This is a genomic window from Paenibacillus sp. sgz302191, assembly GCF_057749925.1.
This window is the reverse complement of record NZ_JBYLHY010000034.1, coordinates 13288-31690: the sequence shown is the minus strand read 5'-3', so window position 1 is coordinate 31690 and position 18403 is coordinate 13288. Positions and strand designations below refer to the sequence as shown.

The window sequence follows — 18403 nt, the reverse complement described above, 5'->3', positions numbered from 1 at the left end:
CTGACGGATTTGTTCCGTATATAATTCGAACATGACCCGCAGATATCGACGCAATTAAATTTTCTTAGTAGGGAGGCTTTTCAGCATGGTGCGAAAGAATGGGTTCTTGTACGAGCTAAACAAAAACAAAATTTTGTTTCTCATGATAGCGCCAACGTTATTGTTTTTCTTCATCAATTCATATGTGCCGATGGTGGGTATTTACTTCGCCTTTACCCGGTTCGATTTCAACGGGGGGCTGTTCGGAAGTCCGTTTGTCGGGCTGGATAATTTCAAATTTCTTTGGAATTCGGGAGCGCTGTGGACACTGACGAGAAATACGGTCGCTTACAATCTTGCTTTCATTGTGTTTGTGAACGTAGCCGCGATTTTCTGTTCCATTATGTTAAGCGAGATGAGAGGCAAGTGGTTTAAGAAAATAACGCAATCCGTCATGTTTTTGCCTTACTTCATTTCGTTCGTATTATTGAATGCGATCGCTTATAACATGTTCAACTACGATACGGGCTTTGTGAATACGACGCTCAAGGGGCTCGGCTCCAATCCGGTCGATATTTACAATACGCCTGTCGCATGGATCTTCTTGCTGGTCGCCTTTTACGTATGGAAAAACTTGGGCTACACGATGGTCATTTATCTCGCTTCCATTACGGGGATCAGCGACGAATACTATGAAGCCGCGAAAATCGACGGCGCGAACATCTTCCAGAGAATCTGGTACATTACGCTGCCGATGCTGAAGCCGACCTTTATTATTTTGCTTCTGTTCGCTTTGGGCAGCATTATGAAAGGCCAGTTCGACCTGTTCTATCAGCTCATCGGCAACAACGGGATTTTGTACAATACGACGGACATTCTGGATACTTACGTATTCCGTTCGCTTAAAGTGACGTTCGACATCGGCATGGCGACTTCGGCCGGATTGTTCCAATCCTTGTTCGGATTTGTTTTGATCATGACGGTAAACTACTTCATTAAAAAATCGAACGAAGAATACGCGCTTTTCTAGGAGGTGGCCGCATTGAAAATCAAGACTATTGATTCTACGTTGTTCAATATCATCGCATATTTGATTATTATCGGCCTTTCGATCATCTGTATCTTTCCGTTTCTTCTGCTGCTGTCGGGGTCGTTCACGGATAACGAATCGATTGTCCGTGACGGCTATCATTTGATCCCGAAGGTGTACTCGCTGGCAGCGTATGATGCCGTACTGACGTTTCCGCAAAAAATATTGAAGGCTTACGGGGTAACGATCTTCGTTACGGTTGTCGGAACAACGCTAGGACTGTTCATGATGACGATGGCCGGATACGTGCTGCAGAGAAAAGATTTCAAATACCGCAACCAGCTGTCCTTCTACATCTATTTTACAACGCTGTTTGGCGGAGGGCTTGTGCCTTGGTACATTATGATAACCAAATATTTGCAGCTGACCGATAGTTTCGCGGCGCTCATCTTCCCGGGGTTGATGACGCCATTCCTGATCATATTAATGAGAAGCTTCATTAAATCGGCGGTTCCCGACGAGCTTACGGAGTCATCGAAGATCGACGGAGCCAACGATTTTACGATCTATTACCGCGTGGTGCTGCCGCTGGCGATGCCAGGTATCGCGACAGTAGGCTTGTTCCTGGCATTGCAATATTGGAACGGCTGGTTCTCGACTTCCCTGTTCATCAACGACCCGAATAAATATGAGCTGCAGTATTTCCTGTACGACATCATTAATACCGCTTCAGCCGTTTCGCAGCTGGGCACAAGCACCGGGGTGTCGTTCGGGCAGGAAATTCCTACGGAATCCACCAAGCTCGCCATGGCGATGATTGTTACCGGTCCGATCCTCTTTTTGTATCCGTTCGTGCAAAGGTTTTTCGTCAAAGGATTAACGATTGGCGCTGTCAAAGGTTAGAACTGAACCGGATTCGATCCGTCAGCTAACATATATCATTCATAATAAAAAGGGAGGATTTGCATGAAAAGCAAAACAAAAAAAATGTACAGCGCATCGCTGGCGCTGGCACTTGCAGGCTCCGTCGTTGCCGGCTGCAGCAGCTCTACCGCACCCGCAGCCAGCCCGGCGGCAGGAGGTCAGGCATCGCCTGCGTCTTCCGCAGCCGCGGGGTCGACAGGACTGGATACTTCGAAGAAAGTCGAATTGCAGTTTTATATGTTAGGCCCTGCTCCTAAGGATCTTCCGGTTATCGAAGAAGAAATCAACAAAATGGCGCTCAAGGACTTGAACGCGACTGTCAAATTTAATTTCACGACGTGGACCGACTGGGATCAAAAATACAAGCTGCTCCTGTCATCCGGCCAGCCGATCGACCTGATTTTCACAGCCGAATGGACACAGTATCAAGCCTATGCGAAAAAAGGAGCGTTCCTGCCGCTGGACGACCTGCTTCCTAAAGCAGCTCCCAAATTGAACAGCTTCGTGCCGAAAGATATGTGGGATGCCGTTAAAATCGACGGAAAAATTTACACCGTTCCCGCCACATACAAAGAGTACGTGACAACAGGCTTTATATGGCGCGAAGATCTCCGTGCGAAATTTAATTTGCCGAAGCCGGACTCGCTGGCCAACTTTGAAGCTTACCTGGACGGCATCAAGAAAAACGTGCCGGACATTACGCCTCTGGCGGCAAACAGCGACGTGAGGCAAAACCTGTCCGATTTGTACAAAAACTTGACGATCGATCCGATCGGAGCGGTTCCTTACGGTCTTCAAATTCCTTATAAAAACCCTATGGAAGTCACTTCTTACTGGGGTTCGCCTGAACACTTGAAAGAGCTGCAAACTTACAAAAGATGGCAAGACAACGGTTACATGACGAAAAACGTCCTGAACGTGAAGGATTCGATGACAGACCTGATCACCAACGGCAAGGCCGCAGCCAACTTGGGCGACAATCCGAGCCGTTATAACGATCAGAAGATTAAAATCGCTGCCGCCCATCCGGATTGGCAAATCGAATACTACCCGGCTCCTCTGATCAAAGGACATGCAGAGCCGGTGCATCCGATCCACAACGGTTTTGCGATTCCGAAAAGTAGCAAAAATCCGGAGAGAGCGCTTGCTTTCTACGAAAAATTGGTTACTGATAAATCGTACAATCTGTTGACGCAGTATGGTATTGAAAACAAGAACTACAAGGTCGAAAACGGTTACTACACGATGATCGGCGATGCGAACAGCAACGGCTTCCCAAGAGAAGGCATGCAAAGCTGGGCTTGGAGAAATCCGGAGTACATGTTGTTTGACAAAGGCTACGACGGCGTTAAAAAGATTTTCCAAGAGTTGGACAAAATCCAGTCTCCTGACAAGTTTACCGGCTTTGCCGAAGACTACACCAGCTATCAGGCGGAGAAAGCCGCTTTGGAGCAAGTTGAGAAGCAATACCTGTATCCTTTGGAAGCGGGCCTTGTAGCGGATGTAGAAGGCGGACTCAAAACATTTATGGAAAAAGCGAAAGCGGCCGGCTTGGATAAAATCCAGGCGGAATACAAAAAACAATGGCTGGAATACGTGAAAAACCAAGGAATTAAATAGTTCGGAACGCTTAGGGGCGCGCAGCCGATTGTCATCCTGTATGACAGTTGCTTGCGCGCCTCTGTCATTTTTTTCTGCATAAGTCTACAAAAAACAAAGGAATTTGACACCGCTGAATGGAAATAGTACATCAGAACTAAGATGCAGGGGTAAGCAGTGATGAAAAGATTTCATTTTTTTGCGGTCATTCTCATATTCGTCGTTTTAATTTTTTGTATCGAAAATGTGCTTAAAGACTACCAGTCTTCTTTGATGCACGAATTGCAAATTTCCGAGCAGTCGCAGTTGAACACCCGGGCCAATGCGCTGAAGTCGGCTATAGACCGGAATGTGAACTTGATGGGGGCGCTGGAGGCTTACGTCAAATCGGGCTATTTGCAAAATAGGAACGATAGCGAGGTACAATATTTTTTATCTTCCCTTTACGGCGAGGTGAAAAGCTCGGCCCTAAATTTAATTATCGCCCCGGATGGAATTGCCAGGTATGTGTATCCTGTGAGCGGAAATGAAAGTTTTGTTAATTGGAGTTTGCTGAAAGATCCGCGCGAGAACGTCCAGATGCAAATCAAGCGGGCTCTGCAAACGAAAAAAATGACGCTGGACGGACCGTTCAAGCTTGTACAGGGAAATAACGGTCTGATTGCGCGGGAAGCGATCTTTCGGGACGGAGTTTTTTGGGGACTGGTGTCCGTTGGCCTGGACGTGGACAACATGCTGCAGGAAGCTGGAATCGGCGGCGGGAAAAACGGAGATATGGAAATAGCTATTCGCAGTAACGGATTTCTTGCGTTTTATGGCGACGACCAAATTTTTCAGAAGCAGCCGATGGTTGCGACAATCGTGTTTTCCGACAATGTATGGGAGCTTGGAGCGCTGCCTCAGGCAAGCGGCACGCATCGCATCGCCGAACAAATTACGCTCATTCGCGCCGCTTATTTGAGCATTTTGCTGATGGGCTTGCTGTTCTATTTATACATTGCGAGGCAGCGCAGCAAGCTCAGCGGCATGGTAGAGGTGCGTACGCAGGAGCTGCGGCATGCCAATGAAAATTTGACGGCCGTGAACGAGGAATTGCTGGCCGGGGAACAGGAGCTTCAGCAGTACACCAGCCTGCTTCAGGAATCCGAGCAGCAGCTGACGTATTTGGCTTATCATGACGTGCTGACGGGCCTCTCGAACAGAACGTATTTTCAGTCGATCCTGAAGGAAATGATCGAACGCGCCGAAAAGGATGATGCCTCGGTCAGCATCCTGTTTTTCGATCTCGACAACTTTAAAATCGTAAATGACTCCCACGGCCATCTTACGGGGGATGTGCTTCTGCAGCAATTGGTAAACCGCATTTTAAAAGAAGAGCTGCCCTATCGCTCATTCGCACGGTTCGGCGGGGACGAGTTCGCGATGCTGTTTTCCGAGCCGTATCAGGAGCAGGAGCTGCAGCGTCTTAGCGAGCATCTGCTGGAATTGCTCAAAGCGCCTTTTCACATATCCGACAAAATGTTCTTCGTCAATACGAGCATCGGCATCGCGCAATATCCGAGTGGCGGCACGACGAGCGAAGAGCTGCTGAAAAACGCCGACAGCGCCATGTATATGGCAAAAAAAGAGAGCGGAAGCACCTACCGGTTTTTCAACAGGCAGATGGAAACGAATTCGCTGTTCAAGCTGGAGATGGGGAACCATCTGCGGGAGGCGATGGAACGGGGGGAGCTGGAAGTCGTCTACCAGCCGCAAGTGGACTGCCTGAAAGGGGAAATCAGCGGAGTGGAAGCGCTGCTCCGCTGGAACCATACGACCAAAGGCGGCATATCTCCGGCGCAATTTATTCCGCTGGCCGAAGAGACCGGCCTGATCGTGCCTATCGGCGAATGGGTGCTGCGGGAAGCTTGCGCGCAAATGAAAGCATGGCACCGGATATTCGAGCGGCCGCTATCGATTTCGGTCAACCTGTCGGTGCGTCAGCTGCATGACGACAAGCTGGTCGATAAAGTGCGCCGGATTTTACGGGAAACGGGCCTGGATGCGCAGTATTTGGAAATGGAAATTACCGAAAATGTGGCCATGCAGGACGAACAGCTTGACGTGCTGCGCGAGCTGCGCAATTTGGGCGTAGCTATCTCGGTCGACGATTTTGGGACGCAGTACTCGTCGCTCAGCTACTTGAAGCGGTTTCCGGTGACCAAAATCAAGCTGGATCAATCATTTGTCCGCGGCGTTCATTCGGACAACAAAGACCAGGCGATGATCAGGGCGATCATCTCCGTCGCCAGATCTTTCGAACTGGAAATTATCGCCGAAGGCGTAGAAACCGAAGAGCAAGCAAGTTTCCTTGTAGCCAGCGGCTGCAGCCAGATTCAAGGGTATTACTTTTTCCGCCCCATGAAGGCGGAGCAGGCCGTGCAAGTGCTGCAGGACAGCTTGCAGGCCAAGCTGTCCTTCCTCGAAGCGCCCGCCGCCAGGCCGGACGGGCCGCAAGAGTAAAAACCGTCCGTAAGTACGGACGGTTTTTTTGGCCGGCGGCTGCACGCGCGCCGCAGCCGAGGGCGGAGCTGCAGCATGCGAGCAGCCGCCGCGACCGAGGGCGGAGCTGCAGCATGCGAGCAGCCGCCGCAGCTGAGGGCGGAGCTGCAGCATGCGAGCTGCCGCCGCGGCTGAAGGCGGAGCTGCAGCATGCGAGCAGCCGGCGCGACCGAGGGCGCAACTGCAGCATGCGAGCAGCCGCCGCGGCTGAAGGCGGAGCTGCAGCATGCGAGCAGCCGCCGCGGCTGAGGGCGGAGCTGCAGCATGCGAGCAGCCGCCGCGGCTGAAGGCGCAGCTGCAGCATGCGAGCAGCCGCCGCGACCGAGGGCGGAGCTGCAGCATGCGAGCAGCCGCCGCGGCTGAAGGCGCAGCTGCTCTGCACGCTTGCTGGGCGGCAAACCCGCCCGGCCGCTTCGCAAGCGCCGCGGGACAGCACCGCGCGCAAAAACCTGCAAAAGTACATCTTTTTGCACCTAAAACCGCTTGCCGGGAAAAATTCCTGCAAATTTGCAGTTTTTTTCGCCCAAATTCAATCTCAACCCCACCAAGAGCGGATTCCTGCACAAATGCAGGCTTTTCCTTCAAACGAACCGTTTCCGGCGCAAAAGCCTGCACTTTTGCAGTTTTGCGGGCACCCGGCCGCTTCGCAAGCACGCCCGCGGGACGGCATCATGCGCAAAAACCTGCAAAAGTACATCTTTTTGCACCTAAAATCGCTTGCCGGGAAAAATTCCTGCAAATCTGCAGTTTTTTTCGCCTAAATTCAATCTCAACCCCGCTAAGAGCGGAAATTCCTGCACAAATGCAGGCTTTTCCTTCAAACGAACCGTTTCCGGCGCAAAAGCCTGCAAATTTGCAGTTTTGCGGCACCCGGCCGCCTCGCAAACGTCTGCGCTTGTGCCGTCTTGAAATCTTTTCTCCCCAACTATACGCGATAAAATCACTAGTTGCTACCGAAGAGGCGAAGCCTGTACTCCTGCTATACCGGAATGTTGTACTTGTTATGGAAATGTCCGATTATTTGTCTTAGTTTGAGATCGAGTTTAAGCATTACTTCCGATATCATATCATGCGGTATTTTCTTGTAGTAGGCATGCGCAATGCCGCCGGTAATGCACGCTATCGTGTCGCTGTCCCCGCCGATGGATATAGCTTTTCTGATCGCATCTTCAAAGTCGACCGATTCCAAAAAAGCAATTATCGCTTGCGGGACAGAGCCCTGACAGCTTGGATCAAAAGAGTAGTGAGGCCGGATGTCGTCCAGCTTTTGTTCCAAATTGTATTTGAATCTACGTTGGATGGACGATTGAATTTCACTTTTCGATTTGTTGTTTTTCGCCAAAAATACGGCACAGGCCGCTGCTTGAGCGCCAATGATACCGTGTCTGTGATTGTGGGTTACAATGGCTGAGCGCCTGGACTCGATCAATGCTTCTTCCAGTGTGCTCGAAGCAAATCCAATCGGACTCACCCTCATTGCCGACCCGTTTCCATAGCTTCCGTACGGTTTGGAACGGTTGCTTGCAGACCACTCTTCAAACTTTTGACCATACCCGACATGAGGATACCATCTTGCGTACTGCCGCAGTTTATTTGCATACAGCTTTTTGCTTGCCCAATAATCTACAAGCTTAACTGGATGCTTTTTCCTGCTAAGGACAGCGTCGGCTATGGCTACTGTTAAAACAGTATCATCGGTAAATCTCGTAAACCTGTCATATAGTTTAAAGTCCGTAGTTTTGGTGTTATGCCATTCAAAAACAGATCCAATTACATCTCCGATTACCGCACCTAACATAACTCACCTCAACCAAAGTCCAACTCAATCCACCACGGCACATACTTGGAAATGGACAAGCCCGTCTTCATCTAAAACAGCCAAGCAACCTGAACTTGCATTACCGGATTAGGGCTGCCCCAAATGGGGGGGAATGCCGCCATGCAGCGCAGCAACGCAAGCGCGGGATTCGCACGCTTTTGGAGCCAGCCTCGCGCCCGCAGGGCCGCCACCCAGCTTGCTGCGGAACCGCCGCTTGCCGAGATACCTCCACGCCCCTGGCCGCGTCGACCCTGCTTGCTAAGGTACCGCTAGGCCCCTGCCGCAGTGCCGTCCGGCTTGCCGCGCCCGAGCCGCGCCCGGGCAGCCCCGCCGCCCCGCACGCCGTGTAACCGCCTCACCCAGGCCCCGCCGCGCCCGGACGGCCCCGCATGCCGCGTAACCGCCGTGCCTTGGACGCCCCGCCGCACGCCGCATGTCGCGTAACCACCGTCGCCCCGCTGCGCTCCGTCATGCCGCCTCGCCGCCTGGCTTGCCGCACGCCGCACGCCGCGTAACCGCCCCGCGGGATGCGGCAAATAGCAATCGCCCTCTACCTGGCCCAAAAGACCACAATAGAGGGCGATTTTCGCCCGCGAAGCGCGAGGCAGGCTTTTGCCAGAGGTAAGCCTTTGCCATCCATGCTTTCGCAAATGGCTACAACTGAACGACCTGCTTCTGCTGCTCTTTAAAATATACCCAATGTTTAAAGCCGATTTCCTTCAGCTTGGCTTGCACGAGCTCCCACTCATCGCCGACGCGGCTCGGGATGTGGGCATCGGAGCCGAACGTTACTTCGACGCCGTAATGGAGCGCACGTTCGAGGATTTCGTCGGACGGGTACCAGCCGCCTACGTCTTTGGTTTTGCCTGACGTGTTGATCTCAATCGCAACGCCGCATTCGCCGATCACTTGCAGCGTTTCATTGACTTTAGGCGTCGCAATGTCGGAAAAAGCGGGATAGAATCCCTTCATCGCATCGATATGTCCGAGAATGTGGAACATTCCGGCGCGGGCGGATTCCTGAATGAGGCGGTAGTATTCCTCTTTGTGCTCGATTTTCTTCTGTTCGTTCAATCCTTTCCAGCGGTTGCGGTTGAAGATGCTCACCCCGCCGGACAAATGCACGGATCCGATAATGTAATCGAACGAATATTTCGCATACTCTTTCTTGTACGTTTCGGCATGTTCGGGAAAGAAGTCCGATTCCACGCCGAGCAGGACATCGATTCGTCCGGCATATTCCTGTTTCAACTGCAGCACTTCCTCGATATAGCGGGGGAATTCGCTTTTGGCCATAGCGATTTGCGGCTGTGCATGATCTTCCGGACTGCCGAAATAGGGAGAATGGTCGGAAATTCCGATCACCGACAACCCTCCTGCGATGGCCGCTTCAATATAATCCCGAATTTCACCCTGCGCATGACCGCAGCGATCGTGGTGCGTATGTAGATCAAATTTCATGGGGCTCCCCCTCCTCATAAGCGTAATCCTTATTCCGAGCCGAGAAACTGCGTTTCCGGCATGCCTTTCAAATCCCGTAAAAACTGCTGCATGGCAGAGCTTAAATAACGACCTGATTTATATACTACACCTACGGGGTGCGTAATATCCAGTTCATTGACCTTGAGCATTTTCAATGTGCCGTGGCGAAGCTCGTCGGTGACCGAAAGCTTGGAGATGATCGCGACGCCGAGGTTCAATTCGACCATTCGTTTCACTTCCTCGCTGCTGGACAGCTCCATTACAATATGGGGAGAAACGTCGTACGATTTGAAAACCTGATCGACAAACCGGCGTCCGGCCGTTTCCGGCGAAAGCATGATAAACGGAATGTTGCGCAGCTTTTCGATCGATAAATGAGAGAAACGGCTGAGCGGGTGCTGGGAAGAAACGATCAGCTCGAACGTGTCATAGTAAAGCACGGACGTCTCCAAAGACTGATTTTTTTCAAACAAATAAGTGATCCCGATATCAATCTGGCCATTTTCCACGCTGTTCATAATTTGCGAAGAAGTCGTGGAATGAATCGTCGTTTTGATGAGCGGAAACTGATCCTGGAAGTAAGACAGTACCCGGGGAAGAATTTGCATGGCGATCGAAGTCGTTGTGCCGATATGAATATGGCCTTGAGGGGTCTGGTTGAGGTCGGCCAAGCGCTGCTTCAGGTCGCCTGCGATCCGCAATATTTTTTCGGCGTGTTCAAGGAACAGTTTGCCGCTGTCGGTCAAGGTTACAGGCTGGTTGCGATCGATCAACACGGTGCCGAATTCATCTTCAAGGCTTTTGATCTGTGCGGATACGGCAGGTTGCGTCAAGTTAAGAATTTCTCCGGCTTTCCGAAAGCTCATCGTTTTGGAGATAGTGAGCAGCGTTTCCAACTGGTTCATATTCATGCGCACACCTCCTTCTTCATGTTAGGATACAAATAAAATTTATCGAAATTGTAAAGGGAATAAAAACCTTTTCTAACCTCATTATAAGTCATGAGCGATGTGTCGGCAATGCTTCTGTATCCGATAGGGGAATATTGGGAAATGGGACAATGCTAAGAGCGGGTAATTTTCATTGCAAAATACTCAAATTTGAATATAATAATTTATATATAAAATGACGTACATGAGATAAACCTCTACCGAGGTCTTTTCGAAGATGAGCGACCGCGTTCAGAGGTAGGTTTATTCGCCAATAAGAATGCTGTTCTACGCGCTTTAGCGCTGTAAAGAACTTAAACATTCTTATGTGGTAAAGAAGGAGCTGTAAGCATGTCAGAACGCAAGTCGAATACTACCTGGGTCGTCGTGGGGCTGCTGCTGGGACTGTTGCTGGCTTCCCTCGACCAGACGATCGTTTCAACGGCCATGCCTACCATCGTTTCGAAGCTGGGCGGCTTCGAGCAATTCGTATGGGTATTTTCAGCCTATTTGATCGCCAACGTAGCAGCCATGCCGATCTTTGGCAAATTGTCCGATATGTACGGGCGCAAATTGTTTTTCCTCATCGGAATCGTCGTGTTTATGATCGGCTCCGCGCTTTGTGGAACTTCCGCTTCGATGACTCAATTGATCGTATATCGCGCCATTCAGGGAATCGGCGGCGGGGCGCTGATGCCGATCGCGTTTGCGATTATTTTCGATATTTTTCCGCCCGAGAAGCGCGGGAAAATGCAGGGGCTGTTCGGCGCCGTATTCGGCATCTCCAGCGTGCTGGGGCCGGTTATAGGCGCTTATTTTACGGATTACGTGACGTGGCAGTGGATCTTTTATATCAATTTGCCGCTTGGCGTTATTTCGCTGCTGCTCATTATTTTCTCGTACCACGAGTCGGTGGAACACAGCAAGCCGAAAATCGATTGGGGCGGCACTATTTTGCTGACCGCGGCCATACTTTCGCTGATGTTCGCTCTGGAACTCGGCGGCAAAGAATACGCTTGGGGCTCCTGGCAAATCGTAAGCCTTTTTGCAGGCTTTGCCGTTTTACTATTACTGTTTATCGCAGTGGAAAAAGCCGCTTCGGAGCCGATTGTGCCGCTCGATTTGTTTAAAAACCGGCTGTTCACCTCCAGTATGGGAGCCAGCTTTGCTTACGGGGCTATTCTGATCTCCGCAGGCACTTATATTCCGATTTTCATCCAAGGCGTCTTTGAAGGCTCGGCTACAAGCTCAGGCTCCGTATTGACGCCGATGATGCTGGGAGTTGTCGCCAGCAGCGCCTTGGGCGGCCGCTTTATCGGCAACTTTTCATACCGCAACGTCCTGCTGGTTTCCATCGCCGTAGTCATCGTCGCCACGTCGCTTTTGGGCGGGATTTCCATCGAATCCAAGCGCTGGACGCTGACGATTTATATGGTGCTGCTCGGACTTGGTCTGGGCGCCAATTTTCCGGTCATATCGATGTCCGCTCTGCACAAAATCGACTTCCGCCGCCGGGGCTCCGTCACATCGCTGGTCGGTTTTTTCCGCTCGGTCGGTTCGGCCATCGGGGTAGCGGTGTTCGGAAGCGTGCAGGTGAATTCGCTAACGGAGAAAATCAAGGCAGCCGTGCCGAATCCGGCCATGGCCGATCAATTCCACGATGCCAGAGCGCTGCTGCAGCCGCAGGTGAGATCGCAAATTCCTCCGGACGTTTTGCACAAATTGCTTGCCGCGCTTGCCGATTCTATCGCCACCGTGTTCCAAATTACGATCATTTTGGCTGTGCTCGGGCTTATTTTTATTTTGCTAATGGGCAGCGCCAAACTTGAAGTGGGCAAAGCTCCGGTTAAAGGCAGCGTGCCTTCCGGCCACTAGGAGGTGATTGCCATGTCGATAAAGCTTGTCATTCTCGGTTTGCTGATGGAGAAGGACCGCCACCCTTACGAAATCAGGCAGACGATGAAAGAAAGAGGCATGAACAATTATATGAAGCTGCAGGACGGATCGCTGTACTATGCCATCGACCAGCTCAAGAAGGACAGGCATGTCGAGGCTCTGAAAGTAGTGCGGGATACGAATCGTCCCGAAAAGACGATCTACCGGATCACCGAGTCGGGGAAAAGTTTTTTTCAAAAGCTGCTGCTGGAGCAGTTCCACGAGGAGATTCGTTTCGACCATCCGCTGTATATCGCTCTGCCTTTTTCCGTCTATGGCAATCAGGATAAAATCGCCGAAATTTTGGAGTACAAAATATTGGATCAAAAAGCGCTCATGCTGAAGATGAAAAGCTTGTATGAGGAGCACATTTCCATCGTTCCGCGCGTCGTACTGCATATGATGATTGGCGGCTACAGTCGGGCCCAGACCGAGCTGAAATGGCTGCAGCGGCTGCAGGCCGACGCGAAGGCAGGCCGCTTGCAGGAAATGGGAAGCCCGCTGAATATAGAGTGGGAAACGATCGATTGAACGGGCCCAAACTGGGCCGTCCTAACTTAAAGAAAGGACCTCATTCTCCACTTGGCAGTGGAATTTGAGGTCCTTTCGTGTTCCCGTAGCCCCGCGCAGCTCCCAGTATGCGTTGCTGCACTGCATGACGGCGGTCGGCCGACCACTGTGCGAACGCGCTTGGATCAGCGCTGGCAAGGCACAAGCCTGCGCAGCCATTCGCCAAGCGGGCTGGCAGATGGATGGCAACCCGCAAAAAGCAGCATGCCGGTCTGCCAAACCTTGCCCCGGCAGATGGCAACTCTGCAAAAAGTAGCATGCCGATCCGCAAACCCAGCCCCGGCAGATGGCAACCCTGCAAAAAGTAGCATGCCGGTCTGCAACCCCTGCCCTGGCAGAAGGCAACCCGCAAAAAGCAGCATGCCGGTCTGCAAACCCCTGCCCTGGCAGAAGGCAACCCGCAAAAAGCAGCATGCCGGTCTGCAAACCCCTGCCCTGGCAGAAGGCAACCCGCAAAAAGCAGCATGCCGGTCTGCAAACCCTTGCCCTGGCAGAAGGCAACCCGCAAAAAGCAGCATACCGGTCCATAAAACCTGCAAAAGTGCAGTTTTTTGCTCGTTGATTCGCTGGTAACGAGATATTCCTGCAAAAGTGCAGGTTTTTCAGCTCAAACATGAGCTTAGGCTCATTTTAATGGAAAATTCCTGCACAATCGCAGGCTTTTCCGCCAAACAAACTGCTTCCCGCAAAAAAGCCTGCACTTTTGCAGGTTTTCAGCTCGCCATGCCGCTTTAAGATGGCTGGCCCCCAATTAGGGCGCCCCACTGAGAGCTGCCCTAACAACAGAGCATCGTGTCTTTCCCGGACAGTCTGACTTCTGCAAGCAGCGTTGCTGTCAATGCGCCGGCTCCAGCCAGCGAGCCGTTCGGCCGTTCCCCGCACCGCGCAGGGAGCGGCCGAACGCTGTCTCGCCGGGCGCGCCCGGGCCTGCAATGACCGCGCGGGAAGCCCCGGTGCGCGATTCAATCGCGTGCTATCGCGGAGCTTCCGCCGGATGGTCCCGCAGCAAAATCTGCCTCCGCACTGCCGGCGATAACGCTCAGCGCGAAGGCGCGCAGATCTTCGCAGACGAGGTCCGGCGTGACGCCCGCCAGCGCCAGCTGCTCCTGCACGTTGCCGGCGTTGGCGACGCCGGTCAGCACGAGAGCCGTGCGGCATCCGGCCACCGCTCCGCCACGGATGTCGGTCGCCGCATTGTCGCCGATGACCCACACGTCGCCTGCCGGCAGCCCCAACCGCGCGATGGCGTACGCCATAATGATCGGCGAAGGCTTGCCGATCACGGTCGGCTCCGCGCCGGACGCGGTGCGAATCGCCGCCGCCAGCGAGCCGGCGCCGGGCATCAACCCTCCGTCCGACGGCAGCAGGTGGTCGGGATTGGTCAATACGTACGCCGCGCCTCTGCTCAGGTGGCGTACCGCTTCCGTCAGCTTCGCGTAGCTGAAGCTGCGGTCAATGCCCTGGACGACGTAGTCCGGCGTCTCCGCGTCCAGGATGAAGCCGGCCGCCTCCAGGGCTGTGCGCAGCCCGGTTTCGCCGATCATATGGACGCGCCGCCCGGCCCGGCGCTCCGCCATATACTGCGCCGCCGCCTGCGAGGACGTGTAGACGGCTTCCGCCGGCACTTCGATGCCGAACTCCCGCAAATGATCGGCCACCTGCTGCGGCGTGCGGGAGGAATTGTTCGTGACTAGCAAATAAGGCAGTCCTTTGCTTTGAAGCAGCCCGATAAAAGCTTGAGCATGAGGAATCGGCTCATGCCCCCGGTATAAAGTTCCGTCCAAATCGATCAAAAATCCGTTCATGCTGCAAATGCGCTCCCTTCCGTCAGCCGACGCTTGCCTGCGCCGGAAATGCATCGTCTTGCATGGAAGGCAGGGTGATTTCCACCGTCGTTCCTTCCCCAAGCTTGCTGCGTATTTTCATTGTACCTCCATGCGCCTCGATAATGCGATAGCAAACCATGAGCCCGAGCCCGGTCCCTTTTTCTTTCGTGCTGTAAAAAGGTTCCCCCAGCTTGGGCAGCCGTTCCGGAGCAATGCCGCAGCCGTGGTCGATAAAACGGATGCACAGCGTTTTGCGGTCATCCGCCGGAAACGCCTGTATGCGCATCGTGCCCCCAAGCGACATCGCTTCGAGCGCATTTTTTAAAATATTGATGAACACCTGCTTCAACTGATGCTCGTCGCACGAAACGAGCGGCAAGCCGGACGACAGGTCCGCTTCAATCTGAATATTATTGAGCAGCGCCTGCGGCTGCAGCAGTTCGATCGTGCTCAGCACGATGGAATCGAGGCCGCGGGCTTCGAATTGGATCGCTTGAGGCTTGGAAACAAAAAGAAATTCGTTGACGATAAACTCGATGCGCTGCAGCTCTTTTTGCATAATTTCAATGTAATATTTTTCCTTGGGGTTGTCCGTTTTCATCAGCTGCAAAAAGCCCTTCAATGCCGTGAGCGGGTTGCGGATTTCGTGCGCGACGCCTGCGGCCAGCTGTCCGACCGCCGAGAGCTTGTCGGATTTGAAAAGAAGCTCCTCGGTTTTCTTTTGCTCGGTAACGTCTTTAAATGTTATGACCGTCCCAAGCAGCTGCCCGTCCCCTTCGAGAATCGGACTGCACATATATTCGACAGGGAAACCCGACCCGTCCTTGCGCCAGAACTGCTCCTCCTTCACTACGCTGACCTCCTGATTCAAAAGCGAGCAGAGCAAAGAAGATTCCTCGTCCGAACCGGAGGTATTGTCGGAGGAGGGCCTGGGCCGCATTACGTTCTGGATTTTGCGCCCGAGCATTTCATCGACTCTCCAGCCTGTCATCGCTTCTGCGGCTTTATTCCAAAATATCGTTCGCCCGCCCGTATCGACACCGTAAATGCCTTCCGAGACGGAGTTCAGAATGAGCTGGTTTTGCCGGTGCAGCTTGTCGATTTCTTTTTTCTGTTCCTTGACTTCCGTCAAATCTTTAAGAATCGCGTAAACCCCTGTGATCTTGCCGTCCACCTTGGTAGGAACGAACGTGACGTTCGACTGGACCGGATATCCCTTTTGATGGATAAAAGCGGCTTCGAAATGCTGGGGCATTCCGGCGGAAGCTACTTGAAAGTGATGCAGCGCCTTGAGCAGATCCGGCGGGTTGATCATAGGAATGAAGGAGGTGCGGCGCGCACTGCCGGTATCATGGCCAATCAAGCTTTCGAGTCCGTGATTGACGGAGAGCACTTCGCCGTCCAGGCTAAAGGAAATGATCGAATCGGGGTGGTTGTCGTACAGGGACTTGTACCTCTGGGCTTGTTCTTTCATGATGCGGTCTTCCGACTTCAAATGCATGAGACAATAATACGCGAGACCGGCGATCAGGCATATGAAAAATATGTCAATGGCGATTCCCGCAAAGCGGAAATCCTGCAAATAGGGGATGCGATGCAGGAAAAACAAGTCTACAAGCAGAAGGAAAAAAGCGGCCAGATGATATACGAGAGCTATTCGGAATAAAGTCCAATGCTGATTCGGCCCATTCTGGTTAGCGGTCATAGACTCTCATCTCCTTGAGGGATTTTCTACCATAATTGTATCAGGATTCGACAGAAAATCATACATTTTGCCAACATTTTCTGAAGCTTGCACCTTGTCGGCCGCTCGCCCGGTGCGTTTTGAATTTCAGCCTTTTCGCAACTTTCAACGAACCTCTAGCGTCTAGTAAAATGAGGTGAAAATAACCATAAATGGGATAAGGAGGATTTTGAGATGCACAGTGAAATACATGCGGACATAGCGGTTATTGGCGGTGGCGTAGGCGGCTGTGCGGCGGCTCTGGCCGCTTGCAGCATGGGGAAGAGAGTATGTCTGACAGAGGAATACAATTGGATCGGCGGTCAGTTGACGAGCCAGGCCGTGCCGCCCGATGAGCATAAGTGGATCGAGCAGTTCGGGTGCACCCGAAGCTATCGCTTGTTCCGGGAGCATGTGAGGAGCTATTATCGACAATATTTTCCGCTATCCGATTATGGCCGTTCGGCCGTGTATCTGAACCCCGGCAACGGAGGGGTGAGCCGGCTTTGCGCCGAGCCCCGCGTCATGCTGGCGGTGTTGCAGCTGATGTTAATTCCTTACATTAACAGTGGCTTGCTGACCATTCAAACGCGCTCGAAAATCGTCAAAGCCGAAACCGATTCCGATCAAATCCGCGCGGTCACTGTCAAAAACGACTGCGGCGACAAGCTGACGATCCACGCCTCGTATTTCCTTGATGCGACGGAATGCGGAGATGTGCTTCCGCTTGCCGGAGTGGAATATGTCACGGGAGCGGAGTCCAAAAGCCAGACGGGAGAACCTCACGCACTGGACGGAGAGGCCGATCCGCACGATATTCAAGCGTTTACCTATTGCTTTGCGATGGATTATTTCGAAGGCGAGAACCATACGATTGACAAGCCCAAGGACTATAACTTCTGGCGATCGTTCCGGGCCGACTTTTGGCCGAACCCTCAGCTTAACTGGGTATCGCCCGATCCTAAAACCTTGGAGCCGACGGAGGAAACGTTATTCCCGGGCACGGACAAATACCCGCTGTTCATCTACCGCCGAATAACGGATAAAAACAATTTTGTTCCGGGAACTTACCTGTCGGATATCACTTTGGTGAACTGGGCGCAGAACGATTACTTCCTGGGCAACATCTATGACGTTTCGAAGGAGAAGAAAAAGAAGCATCTTGAGGAAGCGAAGCAGCTCAGCTATTCGCTGCTGTACTGGCTGCAGACCGAAGCGCCGCGTCCGGACGGCAAAGCCGGTTATCCCGGATTGAGGCTGCGTCCCGATGTGGTCGGCACCGAAGACGGGATGGCGCAGGCTCCGTACATCCGCGAATCGCGGCGGATTAAAGCGGAGTTCACGGTGCTGGAGCAGCACGTGAGCACGGCGGTTCGCGGCGAGCTTGGCGCCGTGCCGTTCGACGACAGCGTCGGGATCGGCTGCTACCGGATCGATCTGCATCCGAGCATGAGCGGACGCAACTTCCTCGATATTTCGTCCGTCCCGTTCCAAATTCCGCTCGGCAGTCTCATTCCTAGAAGGGTGAACAATTTGCTGGCCGCATGCAAAAACATCGGCACGACGCATATTACGAACGGATGCTACAGGCTTCATCCCATGGAGTGGAATATAGGCGAATCGGCCGGATATACGGCTGCCTACTGCCTGGATAACGGCTATACGCCCAGTCAAGTCCGCAGTGACAAAACGAAGCTGGAAGGGCTGCAGTCGCTGCTGACAGCCAGAGGGATCGAACTGGCCTGGCCCAAAATCGGACCGGTATAACCGCAGGATCGGGACCGTCCCGTCCCATACGCTGCGCTTGATAGCGAGTGAAACCGGGACGGGCGGAACGGATGCACGGCGCACCGAAATTGGCGAAAGAACGCACGAGCCTGGCCTCCGGCCAGGCTTCAGGCCGTTGAGCAAGCGGAAAGCGATGAACGGCTCCGGGAGAATGGTCGGCATGCGGTCGTAAGCAATTTGCACTATTTTGTGAACAAAAGCAGTATACTTGTCCTAAAAATTTAGGTATAATGTAGAAAAACGTCGAGGGATCATGTT

At 52.7% G+C, this 18403-nt stretch carries 15 protein-coding genes; 9 read left to right on the top strand and 6 right to left on the bottom strand.

Features of this window, described 5'->3' with window-relative positions:
• The first annotated feature begins 85 nt into the window (after positions 1-85).
• From AC3G2T_RS32520 to AC3G2T_RS32495, 6 genes are all read left to right on the top strand, one after another.
• Positions 86-1009: an ABC transporter permease gene (locus AC3G2T_RS32520; RefSeq protein WP_474686079.1), complete on the top strand. Its 924-nt coding sequence runs from the start codon at positions 86-88 to the stop codon at positions 1007-1009.
• A 12-nt stretch (positions 1010-1021) separates the two neighbouring features.
• On the top strand, positions 1022-1912 hold the full coding sequence (locus tag AC3G2T_RS32515; protein ID WP_474686081.1) for a carbohydrate ABC transporter permease: 891 nt from the start codon (positions 1022-1024) through the stop codon (positions 1910-1912).
• A 63-nt stretch (positions 1913-1975) separates the two neighbouring features.
• Complete coding sequence (locus AC3G2T_RS32510) at positions 1976-3553, top strand: extracellular solute-binding protein (RefSeq protein ID WP_488438097.1); 1578 nt, start codon at positions 1976-1978, stop codon at positions 3551-3553.
• Between the two features lie 159 nt (positions 3554-3712).
• Positions 3713-6034, top strand: a complete 2322-nt coding sequence (locus tag AC3G2T_RS32505; RefSeq protein ID WP_488438096.1) for a bifunctional diguanylate cyclase/phosphodiesterase — start codon at positions 3713-3715, stop codon at positions 6032-6034.
• 113 nt (positions 6035-6147) lie between these two features.
• Positions 6148-6360: a hypothetical protein gene (locus AC3G2T_RS32500; RefSeq protein ID WP_488438095.1), complete on the top strand. Its 213-nt coding sequence runs from the start codon at positions 6148-6150 to the stop codon at positions 6358-6360.
• A gap of 53 nt (positions 6361-6413) precedes the next feature.
• Complete coding sequence (locus AC3G2T_RS32495; protein ID WP_488438094.1) at positions 6414-7103, top strand: hypothetical protein; 690 nt, start codon at positions 6414-6416, stop codon at positions 7101-7103.
• Here AC3G2T_RS32495 and AC3G2T_RS32490 read toward each other — a convergent pair.
• The 4 genes from AC3G2T_RS32490 to AC3G2T_RS32475 form a co-directional block, all read right to left on the bottom strand.
• A complete protein-coding gene (locus AC3G2T_RS32490) occupies positions 7053-7871 on the bottom strand; it encodes an ADP-ribosylglycohydrolase family protein (RefSeq protein ID WP_488438093.1) in 819 nt (272 codons plus the stop codon). The genes AC3G2T_RS32495 and AC3G2T_RS32490 overlap by 51 nt on opposite strands.
• 290 nt (positions 7872-8161) lie before the next feature.
• Entirely contained in the window at positions 8162-8542 is a 381-nt protein-coding gene (locus tag AC3G2T_RS32485; protein ID WP_488438092.1) for a hypothetical protein, read from the bottom strand.
• 4 nt (positions 8543-8546) lie between these two features.
• The gene (locus AC3G2T_RS32480) at positions 8547-9353 is read right to left on the bottom strand and encodes a histidinol-phosphatase (protein WP_488438091.1); all 807 of its coding nucleotides are present in this window, start codon (positions 9351-9353) and stop codon (positions 8547-8549) included.
• 29 nt (positions 9354-9382) lie between these two features.
• Positions 9383-10285 (bottom strand): LysR family transcriptional regulator, encoded by a 903-nt coding sequence (locus tag AC3G2T_RS32475; protein ID WP_474686092.1) that lies wholly within the window; start codon positions 10283-10285, stop codon positions 9383-9385.
• Positions 10286-10654: 369 nt separating this feature from the next.
• Between AC3G2T_RS32475 and AC3G2T_RS32470 the strand changes: the two genes are divergently transcribed.
• Entirely contained in the window at positions 10655-12178 is a 1524-nt protein-coding gene (locus tag AC3G2T_RS32470; protein WP_474686094.1) for an MDR family MFS transporter, read from the top strand.
• A gap of 12 nt (positions 12179-12190) precedes the next feature.
• Positions 12191-12769 carry a PadR family transcriptional regulator gene (locus tag AC3G2T_RS32465; protein ID WP_488438090.1) on the top strand — a complete coding sequence of 193 codons (579 nt, stop codon included), beginning with the start codon at positions 12191-12193 and terminating at the stop codon, positions 12767-12769.
• Positions 12770-13770: 1001 nt separating this feature from the next.
• On the opposite strand, the gene AC3G2T_RS32460 is transcribed toward AC3G2T_RS32465, so the two are convergent.
• A complete protein-coding gene (locus AC3G2T_RS32460; protein ID WP_488438089.1) occupies positions 13771-14613 on the bottom strand; it encodes a TIGR01457 family HAD-type hydrolase in 843 nt (280 codons plus the stop codon).
• A gap of 22 nt (positions 14614-14635) precedes the next feature.
• On the bottom strand, positions 14636-16339 hold the full coding sequence (locus tag AC3G2T_RS32455) for a PAS domain-containing sensor histidine kinase (protein WP_474686103.1): 1704 nt from the start codon (positions 16337-16339) through the stop codon (positions 14636-14638).
• A gap of 213 nt (positions 16340-16552) precedes the next feature.
• Here AC3G2T_RS32455 and AC3G2T_RS32450 point away from each other — a divergent pair, with 213 nt between their 5' ends.
• Complete coding sequence (locus tag AC3G2T_RS32450) at positions 16553-18124, top strand: FAD-dependent oxidoreductase (protein WP_488438088.1); 1572 nt, start codon at positions 16553-16555, stop codon at positions 18122-18124.
• The last annotated feature ends 279 nt before the right edge of the window (positions 18125-18403 follow it).